Source organism: Xenorhabdus mauleonii, assembly GCF_900113945.1.
Taxonomy (GTDB): Bacteria; Pseudomonadota; Gammaproteobacteria; order Enterobacterales; family Enterobacteriaceae; genus Xenorhabdus; species Xenorhabdus mauleonii.
On record NZ_FORG01000007.1, the window covers coordinates 194,558 to 214,522 of the forward strand.

Genomic DNA, 19,965 nt, shown 5'->3' on the forward strand with positions numbered 1-19,965 from the left:
CCGCAATCAGTTATATATTCATTTTTATAACGATTAAAAAACAATCTAACAAAATGCATGCGTCTCCATACTCAAATCAATTAATGATTGGCTTGATAATGTGCTATTTGTTTTCTTTATATTTTTACCTTTCATAACAATCATGCTATTTTGTTTAGTATATTAAACAAGAGGGGGTTTTATGAAGCAGTTTGACTACTTAAAAGAAGCGATCAAACAAGCGGGTTACACATTACAACAAGTTGCTGATGCGAATGGTATGACAAAAGGCTATTTAAGCCAGCTCATTAACGACAAAATAAAAAGCCCCAGCGCACAGAAACTTGCATCTCTCCATCAATATTTAGGATTAGCCTATCCCATGGAAAAGAAAACCGTCGGTGTTGTGTTTGGTAAATTTTACCCATTGCATACAGGTCATATTTATTTGATCCAACGTGCATCCAGTCAGGTTGACGAATTACATGTTGTTCTTTGTTATGATGAATTGCGCGATCGTGAGCTGTTCATCAACAGTTCCATGTCCCAGCAACCGACAGTAAGCGATCGCTTGAGATGGTTACTGCAAACGTTTAAATATCAGAAAAATATAATTATCCATGCATTTGACGAACACGGAATGGAACCTTACCCCAATGGTTGGAAAACATGGAGCCAAGGCATAAAAACCTTCATGGCGGAAAAAGGCATGAATCCGAAATATATCTATTCCAGTGAAGCACAAGATGCCGCTCATTATAAAGAATACTTCGACATCGAAACCGTTCTTATCGACCCGCAGCGCTCATTTATGAACATCAGTGGCAGCCAAATCCGTCAGGCTCCTTTCCATTATTGGGAGTATATCCCAACCGAAGTGAAGCCCTTTTTTGTGCGTACTGTCGCTATTCTTGGCGGGGAATCGAGTGGTAAATCAACGCTGGTCAATAAACTAGCCAATATGTTCAACACAACCAGCGCCTGGGAATACGGCCGTGAATATGTATTTTCCCAGTTGGGCGGAGATGAAAGAGCCTTGCAATATTCTGACTATGATAAAATTGCATTAGGCCATGCTCAATATATTGATTTTTCAGTTAAATATGCCAATAAAGTGGCTTTTATTGACACCGATTTCGTGACAACACAAGCCTTTTGCAAACGCTATGAAGGAAAAGAGCATCCTTTTGTTCAGGCCCTGATAGACGAATACCGCTTTGATTTAGTTATTCTTTTAGAAAACAACACTCCTTGGGTCGCTGATGGCTTAAGAAGTTTAGGCAGTGAACGGGATCGCAAAGAATTCCAGTTATTACTCGAAAGCTTGTTAATGAAAAATAATATCGATTATATTTGCGTCAATTCATCTGATTATGATCAACGCTTTTTAAGCTGTGTTGAATTAGTGCAAAAAATGTTAATGGAGTAGCTAAGATTTATCTGTTTTATAGATAAATCTTATATTATTATCTCAATTAATTGATAATGATTTATTTTCCATGGAAACATTTATTTCTGCCTATTTATTCCGCATTAACATTTAATTGAATGTTTAGTGCGGTTATTTTTACAATAGTAATAAAATAAATTGTGATAATAATATTTTTTGATGCTTAAACATTACTGTTTTGACTTGAATTGTAGGGAAATAAGTCATTTAATGAACAGACCTATTGATTTATTTATATAAAATTTATTAGTTATTAATTAATCCACATAGATTTTAGGCTTATTACAACAATGGAGGCAATGAAAAGATAACATTAAAACATTAATGAAATATATAATGACTTTTTTCCTTATTATTATATTAGATAAAGATAGAAGTTTTTATACTATTTTTATTTAACTTAGTCTTTACCTTATACGTAATTAATTAATATTATTTGTTTTTTTATTCTAAGACTAAGAAATATCTCGTTTATTATATGGTCGTTGTAAATAATAATTGACATAAGATGGCTTATATACCGGGCGAAGATATTTCATATATAAACTATTTTTACTCGCACAATACAATATGGATATTAGTGTTATTGCGAAGGAATTTAGACAGCATATGTTAAGGAAAAAGTTTTAATCTTTTAACCTAATTGTGTTGAGAATATGAACTTAAATCAATTTAAATCGATTGAAGTTATCAATATTTCATATGGTTTAACTGATACTACAGTTAATCATGAAATGATTTCAGATATCACATTTTCTATTATACCAGGTGAAATTACTTTGATAACAGGGCCGAAGGCGTCGACAAACCGCACTATGCTGTCGATTGCGTCGGGTATGTTACAACCAGATCAAGGAGATGTATTAATTAATAATAACAAGTTGAAACTAATGAATGAGGTAGAATTAGAACAGTTTCACTCAGAAAATAGTGGTTTTATTTTCCCGGGATTCAACTTATTCAGTGAGCTTACACTGTTAGATAACTTGTTATTATCAACTTCACATGGATTATCACTTTCTCGCGAGCAAGCTGAAAAGATCGCACAGAAGTCGTTAGATATTGTGAAATTAGGCAATAAAAGCCGTTATTACCCAGGGGAGTTGTCTGAAAACGAGAAACAATTGGCTGCGATAGCAAAAGCCATTGTCAGAAGACCTGAATATTTATTTGCCGATGATCCAACACATAACTTAGATCATCAAGCGTTTCAGACGCTCATGAATATCCTTAAATTTATTGCACATGAACAGAAAGGCACAGTTGTGATTGCTTCCCAAGATAAGCGCCTGATGCAACATGCAGACAGCGTTATCACTTTAGCACGCGGGAAAGCGGTGAAAACTTATGAATCTTTTCTGGAACAGAGAGTGCTCGTGTAGTCATCGCTAATATGGTCATATGATGATGACCATAACGACGAAAAAACGGCCTGATAGCAGGCCGTTTTTTTATCAACTTATTTGCTGATCTTTTTATATTTGATACGGTGAGGCTGTAGTGCTTCAGCGCCCATTGTCCGCTTTTTATAATCTTCGTATTCGCTGAAGTTACCCTCAAAGAAGGAAACTTTACCTTCATCCTGATAATCAATGATGTGTGTTGCGATACGGTCAAGGAACCAACGGTCATGGGAAATAACCATTGCACAACCCGGGAATTCCAGCAGGGCGTTTTCCAGCGCTCGCAGCGTTTCAATATCCAGATCGTTGGTTGGTTCATCAAGCAGTAGCATGTTGCCGCCAACTTGCAGCAGTTTGGATAAATGCAGACGGCCGCGCTCACCACCAGACAATTCACCCACGCGCTTGCCTTGATCAACGCCTTTGAAGTTAAAGCGCCCGACGTAAGCACGGCTTGGAATCTCAAAGTTGCCGATACGCATGATGTCTTGGCCGCCCGAAACTTCTTCCCAAACGGTTTTGCTATCGTCCATGCTATCACGGAACTGATCAACGGAAGCCAGTTTAACGGTTTCACCCAATGTAATAGAGCCAGAATCAGGTTGTTCCTGACCGGACAGCATACGGAACAGTGTGGATTTACCCGCGCCATTCGGCCCGATGATCCCAACAATCGCCCCTTTTGGCAGGGAGAAACTCAGATCATCGATCAGAACGCGGTCGCCATAAGACTTGGTCAAGTTGCTCACTTCCAGCACTTTGTCACCCAGACGTGGGCCAGGCGGAATGAACAATTCACTGGTCTCATTACGTTTCTGATACTCAACGCTATTGAGTTCTTCAAAACGAGCCAAACGCGCTTTACCTTTTGCCTGACGTCCTTTCGGATTTTGGCGAACCCACTCAAGTTCTTTCTCAATGGATTTACGACGGGCGGCTTCTGATGCAGCTTCTTGTGCCAGACGCTCATCTTTCTGCTCCAGCCATGAAGAGTAATTTCCTTCCCATGGAATGCCTTCACCACGGTCAAGTTCCAGAATCCAGCCAGCTACGTTATCAAGGAAGTAACGGTCATGGGTAATCGCAACCACAGTGCCTTCATAGTCGTGCAGGAAGCGCTCCAGCCAAGCAACAGATTCAGCATCAAGGTGGTTGGTAGGCTCATCAAGCAACAGCATGTCTGGTTTTTCCAGCAGCAAGCGGCAGATAGCAACACGACGACGCTCACCACCAGACAGGTGTTCAATTTTAGCATCCCAGCTCGGCAGGCGAAGGGCATCGGCCGCTCTTTCAAGCTGATTATCCAAATTATGCCCGTCATGGGATTGAATAATCGCTTCCAGCTCTCCCTGCTCTTTTGCCAACTTATCAAAATCCGCATCAGGATCCGCGTAAGCTGCATAAACTTCATCAAGGCGCGTCAGGGCATTTTTAACTTCGCTAACCGCTTCTTCCACAGCTTCACGAACCGTATGCTCCAAATTGAGCTTAGGCTCCTGTGGCAAGTAACCGATTTTAATTCCCGGTTGTGGGCGAGCTTCACCTTCAATATCTTTATCAATGCCTGCCATGATGCGCAATAACGTCGATTTACCCGCACCATTGAGGCCAAGAACGCCTATTTTTGCTCCCGGGAAAAAACTCAGAGAAATATTTTTCAGAATATGCCTTTTCGGGGGAACGATTTTGCCAACCCGATGCATACTATAAACATATTGAGCCAAAGTACTTTACCTTTTGATTATTAAGTGAATTTTTAATTCATTTGCGTTTATAAGGCTTGGATGGCGTATTCTATCCTAAATTCTACGTACCGTGTTGTTACCTGATTAGGATTATATCCAAACCAGCTATGTTCAAACCAACTATGCACGCAAACGGTAAAAATCATTCTATATCCGTCGCCTTTCAAGTTGCAGCGTTGTCGGCTGAATCTTGAAATTCATTGGGTATGTGTAGAACACCAGTTTATAAACGGTATCCCGTTCCAGATTGCCGATTGTATTCACTGGTGAATGGAATACAAATGGATTAATCCTTCTTTTTCCGATTCCTTGAAAGAAGAGTTTGTGATGCATTGAGCAGACCTTTTTCAAGTCATGCGATTGAAATTAGCTAAGTTGTAATAAATCACGCAGATAATATGCTTATAATTACACAACACTCAGGCAAACAGCCTGAGTGTTGTGTAATTATGCATTGCGCATTTTAGCGCTGTTCATTTTGGGTTCTGTTCGTTTGAGCATCGCGTTTGAATATTGCGCGATTGAACATCGATAGTAGTCTTCTGGAGGGGTATGTGGCAATAAGTAAGTGGCAGCATTTTGCGATGGCTGCGAGCATGGTTTCAGTGGTTGCTGGAATGGCCCGTGCTGATTCTCTCGATGCGCAGCGCCAAAGGTATCAAGAGATAAAACAAGCGTGGGATGCCAAAAACATGGCCGAGGTCGAACGCTTGATGCCGACCCTGAAAAATTATCCTCTTTACCCTTATCTTGAATATCGTCAATTAGTTCAAGATTTGCCCGTTGCCACTCCGCAGCAAGTTCAGCAATTTATTAATACTCATCCGACCCTGCCGCCCGCGCGATCTTTGGCTAGCCGGTTTATCAATCAGCTCACCAATGACGGCGACTGGCATGGCCTTTTGGCTTTCAGCCCCAATCCGCCGACTGCGATTGCGGAACGCTGCAATTATTATTTTGCCCAATGGGCGACAGGAAATCAGCAAGTCGCATGGAAAGGTGCCGAAGAGATTTGGTTGAACGGCAATTCATTGCCGACAAACTGCAATAAGCTATTCGATGTCTGGGAACAAAATGGCTATTTATCGGCAAATTTAATTTTGCAGCGTCTCGAGCTGGCAATGAAGGAAAATAACGCCGCGCTCGTCAGCTATCTCGCCAAGCGCCTGCCTCTGGATTACCACAATTTAGGGGCTGATGTAATCAAGCTGCAACAAGATCCGAAATTAGTTGAACAATTTGCCACAACGACAGCGCCAACAGACTTCACCCGTTCAGTCGTCATCAATGCGTTTTCCCGTTTTGTCCGCGGAAATGCAGAGCTTGCCAGAATGAGTATTCCTGTACTTGCTCGCGCACAGAAAATGAATGACGCTGAGGTACAAAAATTAAAAGACCTCGTTGTATGGCAATTAATGGGAGATATCACACCAGAGCAGGCAAAATGGCGGGATGCAAGCATCCGGGATTCCCATTCAACTAAATTGCTTGAGCGACGTGCTCGTCTGGCGCTGAGAGATGATGACTATACCGGTCTTGAAGAGTGGTTATCACTGCTGCCGAAAGAAATTTTGCAACAAGATGAATGGCAATACTGGCGTGCTGTCATTCTGTTTAAACAGGGCAAAAATACCAAAGGGGATACGATACTGCGTAAGCTGACTGAGAAGCGTGGTTTTTATCCCATGGTTGCCGCCCAGAAACTACAGGTTCCCTATCCCCTGATTATCAACAAATCAGAAAAGCCTGAGCCTTCGCTTGCCAATATGCCGGAAATCCAGCGTATCCGTGAGTTATTGCATTGGCATCTGGATGATTTAGCCCGCTCAGAATGGGTTCGATTGGTGTCATCACAAAGCCGCTTGAAGCAGGAACAGTTGGCGCGTTACGCATTTGAGCAGCACTGGCCTGCGCTTAGTGTACAAGCCACCATTACGGGCAAAATGTGGGATCATCTTGAAGAGCGTTTTCCACTGGCATGGCACACCGAATTTGCCCATTTTACGTCGGACAAAGAAATCTCACCCAGCTATGCAATGGCAATTGCCCGTCAGGAAAGCGCTTGGAATCCGGAGGCCCGTTCTCCCAAAGGAGCCAGCGGATTAATGCAACTTATGCCCAAAACAGCCGAACATACAGTAAAGAGCCAAAAAATCCAGGGTTATGCCGGCAGCAACCAACTGATGAATCCTGTCATGAACATTAAAATAGGTACGGCTTATCTGGATTCGATTTACCAACGTTTCGACAACAACCGCATTCTTGCCAGTGCCGCTTATAACGCCGGCCCAACAAACGTTAACCGCTGGCTGACAAATTCTGCCGGGAACATTGATGCAATCGCTTTTATTGAGAGCATTCCTTTTGCTGAAACGCGCTCTTATGTCAAAAATGTCCTTGCCTACAATGTGTTCTACAACAACTTTATGGGCAAAATGACAAACATACTAACTGAAAGTGAATGGCAGAAGCGTTATTAATTTATGTAATAAATATGATATATGGTATGCTGCCGTACTAGTTAAATAGTATGGCAGCTAACTATATGACACAGAATCTAACACAAAATCATTTGATTGATCCGGCGCTCTCCCCGGAAAATGGGGACGATTGGCTTGCGCTTGTAGAATTGTTGAAAACAGCATTTGAACAAAATTTGCAACATTCTATTTTGCAGCTATTATTGACTCCCGATGAACGAACGGCGTTATCAACCCGTGTTCGAATTATTCAAGAACTAATGCGCGGGCAAATGAGCCAGCGTGAATTGAAAAACGAGCTAAGTGTGGGTATTGCAACCATTACTCGTGGTTCAAACAGTTTAAAAGCCGCGCCCCCCCATGTAAAAGCATGGTTGGAAGAACAGCTATTAAATGACAAAAAGAACAGTTTAATTAAATGACTTAATTAAATGGTTACTGGGGTCATTTCATCATGACCCCAAACTGCTTTTCATTGAGTGTGCTGTTAAGGTTGGTTATTTAATTCTTTGTAAATTTCATGATGGATAGGAACAAGAGCCAATATCAAAGCCTGATGGTAAACGCTGGTGCGAGTCAGAATGCCGTTGGTGAAAAAACCGATTGCGCCACCTTTTTGCTTAATATTATCAATGCCAGCCACGTAAGCCATTTCATGGCCAAGCTCACGTCCTTCCCGAATACCTTCCAGGACTTTTTCAGGCAGCATCAAACTGGCGGAGCGCGATTCTCCTCTGATTTGCTTATGCTCAATAACCATCCAGGCAAACGTCATGTCATCTTCAATGCCAGCTTCGACTCCAACCCAGAAATCAGCTTCCGGTCTGACTTGGCGAGCAGCCATCACCCGATGACGAGCACCTGTGCGGGTTTCCGTATTACCGATAGGTTGTTGAGGAACACTGCTGTCTACATTGACATCTTCTATACGGTAAGTGCCTGGGCCAAAAACATCATCGAATGCAAGGCTAATCGCTTTTATTTTCGCAGGGTTAGTTGTTGCTGCAATAACGTGGTACATAATAAATAAATTATCCTTTGAATTATTTCATGATGCAGTATAACGGAAATTAAATATGTTACAGGTCTATCTTGTTCGTCATGGTGAAACCGAATGGAACGTAGCTCGCCGCCTTCAAGGGCAATCTGACAGTCCTTTGACTGAGCACGGACAGCGTCAGGCTCATCTAGTTGCGCAAAGAGTCAAATCTGAAAATATTACCCATGTTATTACCAGTGACCTTGGTCGAACACGCCAGACAGCAGATATCATCGCTAAGGCTTGTGGTTGCAAGGTAATTCTGGAACCGCGTTTGCGGGAATTACATATGGGTATTTTGGAAAACCGCGAACTGGCTTCTCTCACAGCCGAAGAAGAAAGCTGGCGTAAAAGTCTTGTCGATGGTACACCAAATGGACGGATCCCAGAAGGTGAATCAATGAATGAGTTGTCAATTCGTATGAGAGCAGCGTTGGAAAATTGCCTTACCCTGCCCGCAGGCAGCCGCCCATTATTGGTGAGTCATGGTATGGCACTGGTGAGTTTGCTCTGTTCTATTCTGGGGCTGCCAGCCAATTCAGAGCGCCGCTTGCGACTGAGAAACTGTTCTATATCGAGGGTGGATTATCAGGATAGCCCGTGGCTTGCTTCAGGCTGGATTATTGAGACTGCGGGCGATATCACACACTTGGATATGCCCGCTTTGGATGAATTACAGGGTTAACACTCAATGGGGATGAGATACTCAAATTCCAAAACATGCCGTTCTGTTTGAGACTCATTCCTCGGGTTTTTCCATTCAAGATTGGTAAGGTGGTATCGCTCGACATCGTATCCCTTTCTGCGAGTGATGTTTAATTTAGGTAAACAGATCCCATAAACTGTGAAGAGAAAATCATGTAACTGTTCGTTGTTACCAAAGTAACTGAACGAAATATAATTCCCGCCAGGCAAAACAACCGGATTACTTTTCTTGGTTTCAAAAGTGGCGTGTTCCGGCTCTATGGCTGTGGTATAGAGTACAGTATGCTCATCTTCGTTTTCTGAATTGAGGATAGTATGGTGCAGTCCATATAATCTGGGAGGCAATACTTCGGCTTCTTCCAGATAATTAACCCAAAAGTCGTGTCTCAACTCTTTGCCAGCCACTGCCCATTCTCCCAGCATAAAGCTGCAAGTATGCTCTGTACCAATAAGCGTTTGATCTTCCAGTGTAACGAATTTGTGTTCCGGCAACGGCTTATTGTCCAGCAAAATAGGTGGGCATATGCCTGTTGCACACCACTCTTCACTTCTGCGGTACGAAGCGGGCGTTCGATTAAACTGTTTTTTGAAGGCTCTGGTAAAAGTCTGTTGAGAATCAAAGCGATATTGTAAAGCAATATCTAAAATAGAGCGGCTGGTCAAACGCAGGGCAATGGCAGCTCTGGATAATCGTCTTGCACGAATATAGGAGCCAATAGCCTGACCAGTCACATCTTTGAACATGCGTTGTAAGTGCCACTTAGAGTAACCAGATTTTGCAGCAACGTTATCAAGGGACAATGGACTATCTAGATTGTTATCTAACCAATGTAGCAAATCTCGAATAATGTTGGTTTGGTTCATACATATCCCTAAGTCATTAAGACATAAAAGAAAATAATATAAATATGAAAAAACTTGTTAGGTTGAAAATCAAAGTATTTTCATGAATACATCTGTTGTGTAGCTTGTTAGATGATCAACATTTATCTTTCCCCAAAAGGTAAAAACTTCGTTTCCAGGGTTGTTTAGCGGCAATTAATTCACAAGCAAATAATCACTCACGAAAATATTTTACTTAAATCACTATTATTGTTAGCTTTATGTTATGCAACTCGCTAACACTGAATTAAACAAGAATAAACTTGGAATAAATTAATAGCAGATCTAATAAAATGTCAAGCTCTGTATTTATGAATAAATTAACTTCATGAATTGTAAGAAATTTAAATTATTCTTACGCACAGTGAATGTCATTCTAATGACCATTACAATCCTCTAAGAAGTGCGTCTGTTTGAACGATAGTTGAGAAAGCAGAATCGCTGGCAGAAGTGATTTAGTGTCCACAATTTACTCGTCTTGAATGTTTGTTAGGCTATAATGCTACAACTTTTCATACTTTGCTGTTTCATTATAGATACATTCGCTGTGGAAATATTCCAATTAAATACATTTAGTTGCATTATATGTTAATGATAGATATTTTCACTGTATTTGTTTAATTCAAGTGGACTAAATATGGTAACAATGAAGAAAATAGTGATAGCAGCGGCCTTGCTCTTTTCTCCTGTCGTTTTGCATGCTGAAGAGATAGGCTCTGTCGATACCGTGTTCAAACTTTTTGGCCCAGATAACAAAATAGTGATAGAAGCCTTTGATGATCCTGATGTTAAAAATGTTACCTGTTATTTGAGCAGGGCCAAGACTGGTGGGATCAAAGGAGGATTGGGGTTAGCGGAAGATACATCTGACGCAGCCATCTCTTGCCAACAAGTCGGCCCGATCGAACTGGCAGATAAAATCAAAAAATCCCCCAAGAAAGGGCAGGTTGTCTTCCAGAAACGTACCTCTTTGGTATTCAAAAAACTTCAGGTTGTACGCTTCTACGATCAAAGTCGTAATTCGCTGATCTATTTGACGTATTCAGACAAAGTGATCGATGGTTCACCCAAGAATGCGATCAGTGCTGTACCTATTATGCCGTGGAAATAATCAACAGCGTTCTGGATTGGTTTACAATTAGGCGGTAATTTGTGGTTGGATATCGTTTGCCATTTTTGTGGTTTACATTTAGACACGAAAATTAGACAAGCGAAAAAATTAGGCAGACAAAAGAAGAAAAGCCCTGATGTCATTGAACATACGGGGCTTTTTGACTGAGCTTTTTTAACAGCTCCGGCTATATCTCTATTGCGATACCGACAATTTCCGGTGCCGGCGGCGACATCAATCAGTCGTCTAAATCACCGCAGAAACGGTAACCTTCACCGTGGATAGTCGCAATAATTTCTGGCGTATCTGGCGTTGATTCAAAATGCTTACGAATACGACGGATAGTCACATCAACAGTACGATCGTGAGGCTTCAGTTCACGGCCAGTCATTTTCTTCAACAACTCTGCACGAGTCTGGATTTTCCCCGGATTCTCGCAGAAATGAAGCATGGCGCGGAACTCACTGCGTGGCAGTTTGTATTGATCTCCCATTGGACTAACCAGTGAACGGCTATTGATATCCAATTCCCATCCGTTGAATTTATAGCTTTCAACCTGACGACGTTCTTCACCGGAGTGGCTCAGATTCATTGTCCGTGAAAGCAAATTCCGTGCGCGAATGGTTAATTCACGTGGATTAAAGGGCTTAGTGATGTAATCGTCAGCACCTATTTCAAGGCCAAGGATCTTATCCACTTCATTATCACGGCCAGTCAAGAACATCAGAGCGACATTAGCCTGCTCTCGTAATTCACGGGCAAGAAGCAGCCCATTTTTACCTGGCAGATTAATATCCATAATCACTAAATTGATATCGTTATCTGACAGAATGTTGTGCATTTCGGAACCGTCGGTGGCTTCATAAACGACATACCCTTCTGCTTCAAAAATGCTTTTAAGGGTATTGCGTGTGACAATTTCGTCTTCAACAATCAAAATGTGCGGGGTTTGCATGGTTGCTACCTAAAATCGCTAAAAAACAGAATCTGTATGACATAAGCTGTTATTATTAAAAGATAAATATGCTGATCTTGTTCTGAGTGCAGAAAACCAGCTTATGCCCAAAATAAATGTTTTGATATGTTTTACGCTAAAAGCCAGCGTCGCTTTTTTGGAGGGTACATACCTGAAAAAACCCGATTTAAACAAGGTGCTATATTAGTCTATTAACAGCAATATAACAGCTAGTAATGCATATGCCTTCTAAAAAAACTAACTTTTGTTGATACATATCAAAATCAATTGTAGCACGTTAACATTAATTGTAATTGTTAATTTTAATCTAGATATTTTGTTATTAATCTGAATAAAATTTGTTAAAAAACGTCGTGACAACCCGAAGGCCAGAAGAGACGGGCTAAGGCGCAGGTGTCCAAACGCGCATGTTTTTATCATAAAGACAAAATAATTACAAAATATGTTTTTTGTAAAATTAAATACTAGGAAATAAGCCAAGCACCCAGATAATGATTTGTCCTTTTTGTTATATTTTGGTTCATTGCAGTACGAAAAAAAACTATTTTTTATACGTTCTCTATAAAAAAAATTTGACATCGACCACCAATTAATTTAACCAATAGGGGGTCAAACATATCAAAAGCAGACAGGAAACCATGCGTCATAACAGCCTGAAAAAAACGGTTGCTACAACAACCACAATTACGATTACCACCGGAACAACGAGTTACGGTGCGGGCTGACGCGTATATATAAAATAAAACAAGCCCGTATCCCACAAGGTACGGGCTTTTTTTTGGACAGAAATCAGGAGAGGAAGTTAATGCGAGTACTGAAATTTGGGGGCACTTCTGTTGCAAACCACCAGCGTATGCTGAGTGTTGCAGATATTGCCGAAAATGCGTTGTCACTTGGGCAAGTTGCTTTGGTTCTGTCTGCACCGGCAAAAATTACCAACCACCTTGTGGCAATGATTGAAAAAACAGTGAATGGGCAAGATATTGTTTCCCATATGAGCGATGCCACCCAAATCTTTGCTGATTTGCTGTCGGGATTGAAAGAACACCAAGCCGGATTCGATTACGAGCGCCTGAAAGGCGTTGTCGAGCGGGAGTTGGCTCATCTGAAGCAAACCTTACACGGCGTTTCCTTGCTGAAACAGTGCCCGGATAGCATTAACGCAACGCTGATTTGTTGCGGTGAAAAGTTGTCCATTGCCATCATGGAAGCCGTGTTGCAGGCTCGCGGCCATAAAGTGACTGTCATTGATCCCGTCAAAAACTTGCTGGCGCATGGGCATTATCTTGAGTCAACCGTCGATATCCATGTTTCTTCCGAACGCATTGCTGAACTCAACATTCCTGCTGATCACATTATTTTGATGGCCGGCTTTACCGCAGGCAATGAAAATGGCGAGCTTGTGGTACTGGGACGTAACGGTTCTGATTATTCAGCCGCCGTGCTGGCCGCATGTCTGCGAGCCGATTGCTGCGAAATATGGACTGATGTCGATGGCGTCTATACTTGTGATCCAAGGGCGGTTGCAGATGCCCGCTTATTGAAAAGCATGTCGTACCAAGAAGCGATGGAATTGTCCTATTTTGGCGCAAAAGTGCTTCATCCCCGCACTATTGCCCCCATCGCCCAATTTCAGATCCCTTGCCTGATTAAAAACACAGCCAATCCTGATGCCCCGGGCACTTTTATTGGTAACGGGCAAAAAGATGAAAGTATGCCAATCAAGGGGATTACCAATCTGGATCACATGGCGATGATCAACGTTTCCGGCCCCGGGATGAAAGGGATGGTCGGAATGGCAGCCCGGGTATTCTCCGTTATGTCCCGTAAAGGCATTTCTGTCGTGCTGATCACACAGTCATCATCAGAATACAGCATCAGTTTCTGTGTCCCGCAAAAAGAGCTGGTTAAAGCGCAGAAGGCACTGACAGAAGAGTTTTATCTGGAATTGAAAGACGGCGTGCTGGATCCCATTGATGTCATCAATAACCTTGCCATCATTTCTGTGGTTGGTGACGGCATGCGCACTCAGCGCGGCATTTCTGCCCGTTTCTTCTCTGCACTGACACGTGCCAACATCAACATTATTGCCATAGCACAAGGCTCTTCTGAACGCTCCATCTCTGCCGTCATTGAAAATGATGCGGCAACGACCGCTGTTCGCCTCTGCCACCAAATGCTGTTCAACACCGCGCAGGTTGTTGAAGTCTTCGTTGTGGGCGTGGGTGGCGTAGGAAGTGCATTAATAGAGCAGATCCGCCGCCAGCAAGCATGGCTTAAACAAAAGCACATTGAACTGCGGGTTTGTGGTATTGCCAATTCCCGGGCTTTATTGACGGATATGCAGGGAATTAGTCTGGATAACTGGCAACAGGCACTGTCCGAAGCAACTGAACCCTTTAGCCTGAGCCGCCTTATTCGCCTTGAAAAAGAGTACCATTTGCTGAATCCTGTCATTGTTGACTGTACCTCGAATCAGGCGATTGCAGAACAATACGCCAGCTTCCTGAGCGATGGCTTTAACGTTGTCACACCGAATAAAAAAGCCAATACCCTGTCGATGGATTATTACCGTCAAATCCGTAAGGCAGCGGAAAAATCGAAGCGCAAATTCATGTATGACACCAACGTCGGTGCAGGTTTACCTGTGATTGAAAACTTGCAGAACCTACTCAATGCTGGGGATGAATTGGTTCAGTTCAGCGGGATCCTGTCGGGTTCACTCTCCTATATCTTCGGGATGCTGGACGAAGGCATGACACTTTCACAAGCCACTCTTCTGGCAAAAGAAAAAGGATTTACGGAGCCTGATCCTCGTGATGATCTTTCCGGCATGGACGTTGCCCGCAAGTTATTGATTCTGGCGCGCGAAGCAGGTTATGAACTGGAGTTAGACGATATCCATGTTGAGCCAGTACTTCCCGCATCATTCGATGACAACGGCGATGTCAGTGACTTCTTGCAGCGTTTGCCACAACTGGATCAGGCGTTTACTCAACGTGTTGCCGATGCCGCAGCACAGGGGAAAGTTTTGCGCTATGTTGGTCTTATTGAAGAAGGGCGCTGTACTGTGAAAATTGTTGCTGTTGATGGCAACGATCCACTTTATAAAGTCAAAAACGGTGAAAATGCGCTGGCTTTCTATACCCGTTATTATCAACCTATCCCGCTGGTACTGCGTGGTTATGGGGCTGGAAATGACGTGACGGCAGCCGGCGTCTTTGCTGATGTATTACGTACTCTGTCATGGAAATTGGGGGTTTAATGGCAATCAGGGTTTATGCACCTGCCTCTATCGGGAATGTTGGTGTCGGATTTGATGTGCTCGGCGCGGCAGTTTCTCCCGTTGATGGCACATGGCTTGGAGACTGTGTCTCCGTCAATGAAGCTGAAAGTTTCAGCCTGAATAATCAAGGACGGTTTGTCGGCAAATTACCTGCCGATCCCAAACAGAATATTGTCTACCAATGCTGGCAGCTTTTTTGCCAGCAACTGGGAAAAGAACTTCCTGTTGCCATAACCTTGGAAAAAAACATGCCCATTGGTTCTGGATTGGGTTCAAGCGCCTGTTCCGTCGTTGCGGGTTTGGTGGCACTCAATGAATATGCCGGCCGCCCGTTTAACCGCGATCAATTGCTGCTCATGATGGGGGAGCTGGAAGGACGGCTTTCCGGCGGAGTGCACTATGATAACGTTGCCCCCTGCTATCTGGGTGGCTTGCAATTGCTGTTGTCCCAGAACACACCGCTTTGCCAGTCAATCCCTTCATTTGATGAATGGCTTTGGGTGATGGCTTACCCCGGTATCAAAGTATCCACTTCAGAAGCACGGGCTATCTTGCCGAAACACTATTCCCGCAACGATATCATCGAGCACGGGCGCCATTTTGCAGGTTTCATTCATGCCTGCCATACCCGCCAGTCAGAATTGGCTGCCGAACTGATGAAAGATGTGGTCGCCGAACCTTATCGCACACAGCTGTTACCCGGATTTGCCGAAGCCCGTGATGCGGTCAAAGAATTAGGCGCGCTGGCGTGCAGTATTTCCGGCTCAGGCCCGACACTTTTTGCCATTTGCAACGAAATGACCATAGCTAAAGAAGTTGCACAATGGCTGCAACAACATTACGTACAAAATGACGAAGGCTTTGTACACATTTGCCGTCTGGATCTCGAAGGCGCACGACAGGTAGGGTAATTATGAAACTTTATAACTTAAAAGACAGCAGTGAACAGGTTAGTTTTTCACAGGCAGTAAAACAGGGATTGGGTAAACAACAAGGGCTGTTTTTCCCGCAGGATTTACCGAAATTCACGCGTGCCGAAATAGACGAGCTATTGAAGTTGGATCTTGCCAACCGCAGCCAGAAGATCCTTTCAGCCTTTATTGGTGATGAAATTCCCGCAGAGCAATTGGCGGCCCGCGTTAAAAACGCATTCGCTTTCCCTGCCCCGGTAACACAAGTTGAAGACGATATCGCTTCGCTGGAGCTATACCACGGCCCAACGTTAGCTTTCAAAGACTTTGGCGGCCGCTTTATGGCGCAAATCCTTGCACAAATTGCCGGGGAACAGCCTGTTACTATTTTGACCGCCACGTCCGGAGATACCGGTGCCGCTGTTGCCCATGCCTTCTATGGTCTGGATAACGTGCAAGTTGTGATTTTGTATCCTGAAGGCAAAATCAGCCCGCTACAGGAAAAACTTTTCTGTACACTGGGCGGCAATATCCACACCGTCGCTATCGACGGCGATTTTGATGCTTGCCAAGCGTTGGTCAAGCAGGCTTTCGATGATGAAGAGCTAAAACAAGCCCTGCACCTCAATTCAGCCAATTCCATCAATATCAGCCGATTACTGGCGCAAATCTGCTATTACTTCGAGGCAGTTGCACAAATTCCTGCTGAGAAGCGCGAACAGTTGGTGATTTCTGTGCCAAGTGGCAACTTCGGCAATTTGACGGCTGGCTTGCTGGCAAAATCGCTGGGGCTGCCAATAAAACGTTTTGTCGCAGCAACCAATGTGAATGACACGGTTCCCCGTTATTTGGCAGAAGGCGAATGGAAGCCTCACCAAACCATCGCAACCCTGTCCAACGCTATGGATGTCAGCCAGCCCAATAACTGGCCGCGTATTGAAGAATTGTTCAAACGCCAAGGCTGGGCACTGAGCGAACTGGCAAAAGGTGTTGTGGATGATGCAACCACCCAAAGCACCATGCAGGAATTGGCTGCAAAAGGTTACATTTCCGAACCACACGCGGCTATCGCTTATCGGGTTTTGCGGGATCAATTACAGGAAGGAGAATATGGCCTGTTTTTGGGAACAGCTCACCCGGCCAAATTCAAAGAAAGTGTCGAAGCCATTCTCGGCCAGCCGTTGCCGTTGCCGACAGAACTGGCAGAGCGCGCAGATATGGCTTTGCTCTCCCATTTCTTGCCCGCTGATTTCTCCAGCCTGCGTGAATTTTTGATGGAAAGAGCCCCAAAATAATGGGCCAGTTCATCAACATGTTCGACGTTAATTAGCATTCATCACTCCGCCTATCACATAGGTGGAGTGAAATTCACCGAGCAGAGAAATTAACCTTGCTCAGGGCGCTTAAATACCAGTTCATTTCCTTTAGACAGCGCATCATCGAAAGCATATCCTTCCAGATTAAATTCCACCAACTGTGCCGGATCAGTCAATTTATTCTGAATAATAAAGCGGCTCATCAACCCACGGGCTTTCTTGGCGTAAAAACTAATCACTTTGAATTTGCCATTCTTTTCATCCAGAAAAACAGGTTTGATAATATTGGCAGCCAGTTTTTTGCTATTTACCGATTTAAAATACTCGTCTGATGCCAGATTAACCAAGACATCGTCACCTTGCTGTTCCAGAGCTTTATTCAAGTTTTCCGTGATCCTATCACCCCAAAACGCATACAGATCTTTACCACGCGAATTTTCCAACTTAATGCCCATTTCCAAACGGTAAGGCTGCATTAAATCGAGAGGGCGCAATACGCCATACAGGCCGGATAGAATTCTCAAATGGGTCTGGGCAAAATCAAAATCGTCAGCAGAGAAAGTTTCCGCCTGCATGCCGGTATAAACATCCCCCTTGAATGCCAAAACCGCCTGACGGGCATTTTCCGGCGTGAAATTTGGCTGCCATTCGCTGAAACGGGCTGCATTCAGGCCTGCCAATTTATCGCTGATACTCATCAAACTGCCGATCTGTGCTGGAGTTAAAGCACGGCAAACTTCGATCAATTGCTGAGAATTGTCCAACAATTCTGGTTGGCTATATTTTTCTGTTGCAAGTGGACTTGCATAATCGAGTGTTTTTGCAGGTGAAATAGTAATAAGCATTATTTTTTTCCTAAGAATCTGAGCTTTCTTCACTTTAGCAAAAATTACCTGCTTCATCGCAATGATTCCGGCAATTTCGTTTTTATTGCTTCGTTGATGTCGATATTGGTACAGCCGCACTTGACCATGTTATTATCACAGAATGGCGAGGCAACGTTGCCAAAGATTTTACGTATAACGATGAGATATTAAACATGACCGATAAACTGACTTCCCTGCGTAAACTGACAACAGTAGTAGCAGATACCGGGGATATCGCGGCGATGAAATTGTATCAGCCGCAAGATGCGACCACTAACCCTTCCCTGATTTTGAATGCCGCCCAAATCCCGGAATACCGTCAACTGATTGATGACGCAGTTGCATGGGCGCGTGGTCAAAGTGATTCCCGTGAACAACAAATTATCGATGCCGGCGACAAATTGGCAGTTAACATTGGCCTGGAAATTCTGAAGTTGATCCCTGGCCGCATTTCTACAGAAGTTGATGCTCGTCTGTCTTATGACACCGCAGCAAGCGTAGCGAAAGCAAAACGCCTGATCAAGCTGTACAACGAAGCAGGCATCAGCAATGACCGTATCCTGATCAAACTGGCTTCCACATGGCAGGGTATCCGCGCGGCAGAGCAGCTGGAAAAAGAAGGCATCAACTGTAACCTGACCCTGCTGTTCTCCTTTGCCCAAGCACGTGCTTGTGCAGAAGCCGGTGTTTTCCTGATTTCCCCATTCGTCGGCCGTATTCTCGACTGGTACAAAGCGAACAGCGACAAGAAAGAGTTCGCGCCACATGAAGATCCAGGTGTGATTTCTGTTTCTGAAATTTACCAATACTACAAAGAGCACGGCTACAACACCGTCGTGATGGGCGCAAGTTTCCGTAACTCTGGTGAAATTCTGGAACTGGCTGGCTGTGACCGCCTGACAATCTCCCCTGCCTTGCTGAAAGAACTGTCTGAAGCAGAAGGTGAAGTTGAGCGTAAACTGGGCTATGAAGGCGAAGTTAAAGCACGTCCAGAGCCAATGACTGAAGCTGAGTTCTATTGGGAACACCATCAGGATCCAATGGCCACTGAAAAACTGGCGGAAGGTATCCGTAAGTTTGCAATCGACCAAGGCAAACTTGAAAACATGATCGCTGACCTGCTGTAATCTTAAGCGATACGCTATTTTTTCCTGCATAAAGGCGACATAATGAGTCGCCTTTTTTATCTATAACTGAGGTTCGTATGAATGAATTACGCATTGGCCTCGTATCTGTTTCCGATCGAGCTTCCAATGGTGTCTATCAGGATAAGGGGCTGCCAGCGCTGGAAGAGTGGCTGGGAAAAGCAATTACCACACCTTTTAAGGTAGAAACCCGCCTTATTCCTGATGAACAGCTTCTGATTGAACAAACCCTGTGTGAATTGGTCGATGAATTGGGATGCCACTTGGTACTGACCACAGGGGGAACAGGCCCTGCCCGCCGTGATGTAACACCGGATGCGACTCTGGCAATAGCCGATCGTGAAATGCCGGGATTTGGTGAGCAGATGCGCCAAATCAGCCTGCAATTTGTGCCAACGGCAATCCTGTCCCGTCAGGTAGGCGTGATCCGCAATCAGGCGCTAATCCTTAATCTTCCGGGGCAACCTAAAGCCATTGCCGAAACGCTGGAAGGATTGAAAGACGAGAATGGCAAGGTGATAGTCTCCGGTATTTTTGCCAGTGTTCCTTATTGCATCCAATTGCTGGATGGCCCTTATGTGGAAACTGACGAATCGGTTGTAGCCGCATTCAGGCCAAAAAGTGCCCGTCGTTAAGGGGCTGTCGTGAAGGTTCTGAATCCATTCAGAACC

The 19,965-nt window shown here is 43.9% G+C and carries 16 protein-coding genes and 1 other annotated feature; of the genes, 11 read left to right on the forward strand and 5 right to left on the reverse strand.

All coding sequences use genetic code 11. The features are described from left to right. Nucleotides 1–181 precede the first annotated feature (181 nt). Both nadR and BM100_RS09595 read left to right on the forward strand, forming a co-directional pair. Entirely contained in the window at nt 182–1,408 is a 1,227-nt protein-coding gene (nadR, locus tag BM100_RS09590) for a multifunctional transcriptional regulator/nicotinamide-nucleotide adenylyltransferase/ribosylnicotinamide kinase NadR (RefSeq protein ID WP_092510305.1), read from the forward strand. Nucleotides 1,409–2,085: 677 nt separating this feature from the next. Further along, complete coding sequence (locus tag BM100_RS09595; RefSeq protein ID WP_092510307.1) at nt 2,086–2,811, forward strand: ATP-binding cassette domain-containing protein; 726 nt, start codon at nt 2,086–2,088, stop codon at nt 2,809–2,811. Between the two features lie 77 nt (nt 2,812–2,888). Here BM100_RS09595 and ettA read toward each other — a convergent pair whose 3' ends face one another. Then, complete coding sequence (ettA, locus tag BM100_RS09600) at nt 2,889–4,556, reverse strand: energy-dependent translational throttle protein EttA (RefSeq protein ID WP_092510309.1); 1,668 nt, start codon at nt 4,554–4,556, stop codon at nt 2,889–2,891. 581 nt (nt 4,557–5,137) lie between these two features. Between ettA and sltY the strand changes: the two genes are divergently transcribed. After that, on the forward strand, nt 5,138–7,057 hold the full coding sequence (gene sltY, locus BM100_RS09605) for a murein transglycosylase (RefSeq protein ID WP_092510397.1): 1,920 nt from the start codon (nt 5,138–5,140) through the stop codon (nt 7,055–7,057). A 65-nt stretch (nt 7,058–7,122) separates the two neighbouring features. After that, nucleotides 7,123–7,479 carry a trp operon repressor gene (gene trpR, locus BM100_RS09610; protein ID WP_092510311.1) on the forward strand — a complete coding sequence of 119 codons (357 nt, stop codon included), beginning with the start codon at nt 7,123–7,125 and terminating at the stop codon, nt 7,477–7,479. Nucleotides 7,480–7,544: 65 nt separating this feature from the next. Here the strand turns inward: trpR and yjjX are convergent, their stop codons facing one another. Continuing rightward, on the reverse strand, nt 7,545–8,078 hold the full coding sequence (yjjX, locus tag BM100_RS09615) for an inosine/xanthosine triphosphatase (RefSeq protein WP_092510313.1): 534 nt from the start codon (nt 8,076–8,078) through the stop codon (nt 7,545–7,547). 55 nt (nt 8,079–8,133) lie between these two features. On the opposite strand from yjjX, the gene gpmB reads away from it, so the two are divergent. Next, nucleotides 8,134–8,781, forward strand: coding sequence for a 2,3-diphosphoglycerate-dependent phosphoglycerate mutase GpmB (gene gpmB, locus BM100_RS09620; protein WP_092510315.1), 648 nt, complete (start codon nt 8,134–8,136; stop codon nt 8,779–8,781). Here gpmB and robA read toward each other — a convergent pair. Then, nucleotides 8,778–9,665 (reverse strand): MDR efflux pump AcrAB transcriptional activator RobA, encoded by an 888-nt coding sequence (gene robA / locus BM100_RS09625; protein WP_092510317.1) that lies wholly within the window; start codon nt 9,663–9,665, stop codon nt 8,778–8,780. The genes gpmB and robA overlap by 4 nt on opposite strands. Before the next feature lie 655 nt (nt 9,666–10,320). On the opposite strand from robA, the gene creA reads away from it, so the two are divergent. Then, nucleotides 10,321–10,794, forward strand: a complete 474-nt coding sequence (creA, locus tag BM100_RS09630) for a protein CreA (RefSeq protein WP_092510319.1) — start codon at nt 10,321–10,323, stop codon at nt 10,792–10,794. Nucleotides 10,795–11,032: 238 nt separating this feature from the next. On the opposite strand, the gene arcA is transcribed toward creA, so the two are convergent. After that, nucleotides 11,033–11,749: a two-component system response regulator ArcA gene (gene arcA, locus BM100_RS09635; RefSeq protein ID WP_092510321.1), complete on the reverse strand. Its 717-nt coding sequence runs from the start codon at nt 11,747–11,749 to the stop codon at nt 11,033–11,035. 683 nt (nt 11,750–12,432) lie between these two features. Further along, nucleotides 12,433–12,551 (forward strand) — a sequence feature (Thr leader region). Between the two features lie 24 nt (nt 12,552–12,575). Here arcA and thrA point away from each other — a divergent pair. The 3 genes from thrA to thrC are packed head-to-tail and all read left to right on the forward strand — an operon-like array spanning nt 12,576 to nt 17,262. Beyond that, on the forward strand, nt 12,576–15,035 hold the full coding sequence (thrA, locus tag BM100_RS09640; protein WP_092510323.1) for a bifunctional aspartate kinase/homoserine dehydrogenase I: 2,460 nt from the start codon (nt 12,576–12,578) through the stop codon (nt 15,033–15,035). Next, complete coding sequence (gene thrB, locus BM100_RS09645; RefSeq protein ID WP_092510325.1) at nt 15,017–15,967, forward strand: homoserine kinase; 951 nt, start codon at nt 15,017–15,019, stop codon at nt 15,965–15,967. Before thrA ends, thrB begins: the two co-directional genes overlap by 19 nt. A gap of 2 nt (nt 15,968–15,969) precedes the next feature. Further along, entirely contained in the window at nt 15,970–17,262 is a 1,293-nt protein-coding gene (gene thrC, locus BM100_RS09650; RefSeq protein ID WP_092510327.1) for a threonine synthase, read from the forward strand. Between the two features lie 89 nt (nt 17,263–17,351). Here the strand turns inward: thrC and yaaA are convergent, their stop codons facing one another. Further along, a complete protein-coding gene (gene yaaA, locus BM100_RS09655) occupies nt 17,352–18,128 on the reverse strand; it encodes a peroxide stress protein YaaA (protein ID WP_092510329.1) in 777 nt (258 codons plus the stop codon). Nucleotides 18,129–18,322: 194 nt separating this feature from the next. On the opposite strand from yaaA, the gene tal reads away from it, so the two are divergent. Both tal and mog read left to right on the forward strand, forming a co-directional pair. Continuing rightward, nucleotides 18,323–19,276 (forward strand): transaldolase, encoded by a 954-nt coding sequence (gene tal / locus BM100_RS09660; protein WP_092510331.1) that lies wholly within the window; start codon nt 18,323–18,325, stop codon nt 19,274–19,276. Between the two features lie 77 nt (nt 19,277–19,353). Further along, nucleotides 19,354–19,929 carry a molybdopterin adenylyltransferase gene (mog, locus tag BM100_RS09665; protein WP_092510333.1) on the forward strand — a complete coding sequence of 192 codons (576 nt, stop codon included), beginning with the start codon at nt 19,354–19,356 and terminating at the stop codon, nt 19,927–19,929. Nucleotides 19,930–19,965 lie beyond the last annotated feature (36 nt).

What these genes read in the sequence shown, in the direction of transcription:
- thrB (WP_092510325.1), top strand. Translation starts at nt 15,017, where the DNA reads ATGGAAATTGGGGGTTTAATGGCAATCAGGGTTTATGCACCTGCCTCT.
- BM100_RS09595 (WP_092510307.1), top strand. Translation starts at nt 2,086, where the DNA reads ATGAACTTAAATCAATTTAAATCGATTGAAGTTATCAATATTTCATAT.
- robA (WP_092510317.1), bottom strand. Translation starts at nt 9,665, where the DNA reads ATGAACCAAACCAACATTATTCGAGATTTGCTACATTGGTTAGATAAC.
- thrC (WP_092510327.1), top strand. Translation starts at nt 15,970, where the DNA reads ATGAAACTTTATAACTTAAAAGACAGCAGTGAACAGGTTAGTTTTTCA.
- arcA (WP_092510321.1), bottom strand. Translation starts at nt 11,749, where the DNA reads ATGCAAACCCCGCACATTTTGATTGTTGAAGACGAAATTGTCACACGC.
- thrA (WP_092510323.1), top strand. Translation starts at nt 12,576, where the DNA reads ATGCGAGTACTGAAATTTGGGGGCACTTCTGTTGCAAACCACCAGCGT.
- mog (WP_092510333.1), top strand. Translation starts at nt 19,354, where the DNA reads ATGAATGAATTACGCATTGGCCTCGTATCTGTTTCCGATCGAGCTTCC.
- gpmB (WP_092510315.1), top strand. Translation starts at nt 8,134, where the DNA reads ATGTTACAGGTCTATCTTGTTCGTCATGGTGAAACCGAATGGAACGTA.
- trpR (WP_092510311.1), top strand. Translation starts at nt 7,123, where the DNA reads ATGACACAGAATCTAACACAAAATCATTTGATTGATCCGGCGCTCTCC.
- tal (WP_092510331.1), top strand. Translation starts at nt 18,323, where the DNA reads ATGACCGATAAACTGACTTCCCTGCGTAAACTGACAACAGTAGTAGCA.
- creA (WP_092510319.1), top strand. Translation starts at nt 10,321, where the DNA reads ATGGTAACAATGAAGAAAATAGTGATAGCAGCGGCCTTGCTCTTTTCT.
- yjjX (WP_092510313.1), bottom strand. Translation starts at nt 8,078, where the DNA reads ATGTACCACGTTATTGCAGCAACAACTAACCCTGCGAAAATAAAAGCG.
- yaaA (WP_092510329.1), bottom strand. Translation starts at nt 18,128, where the DNA reads ATGCTTATTACTATTTCACCTGCAAAAACACTCGATTATGCAAGTCCA.
- nadR (WP_092510305.1), top strand. Translation starts at nt 182, where the DNA reads ATGAAGCAGTTTGACTACTTAAAAGAAGCGATCAAACAAGCGGGTTAC.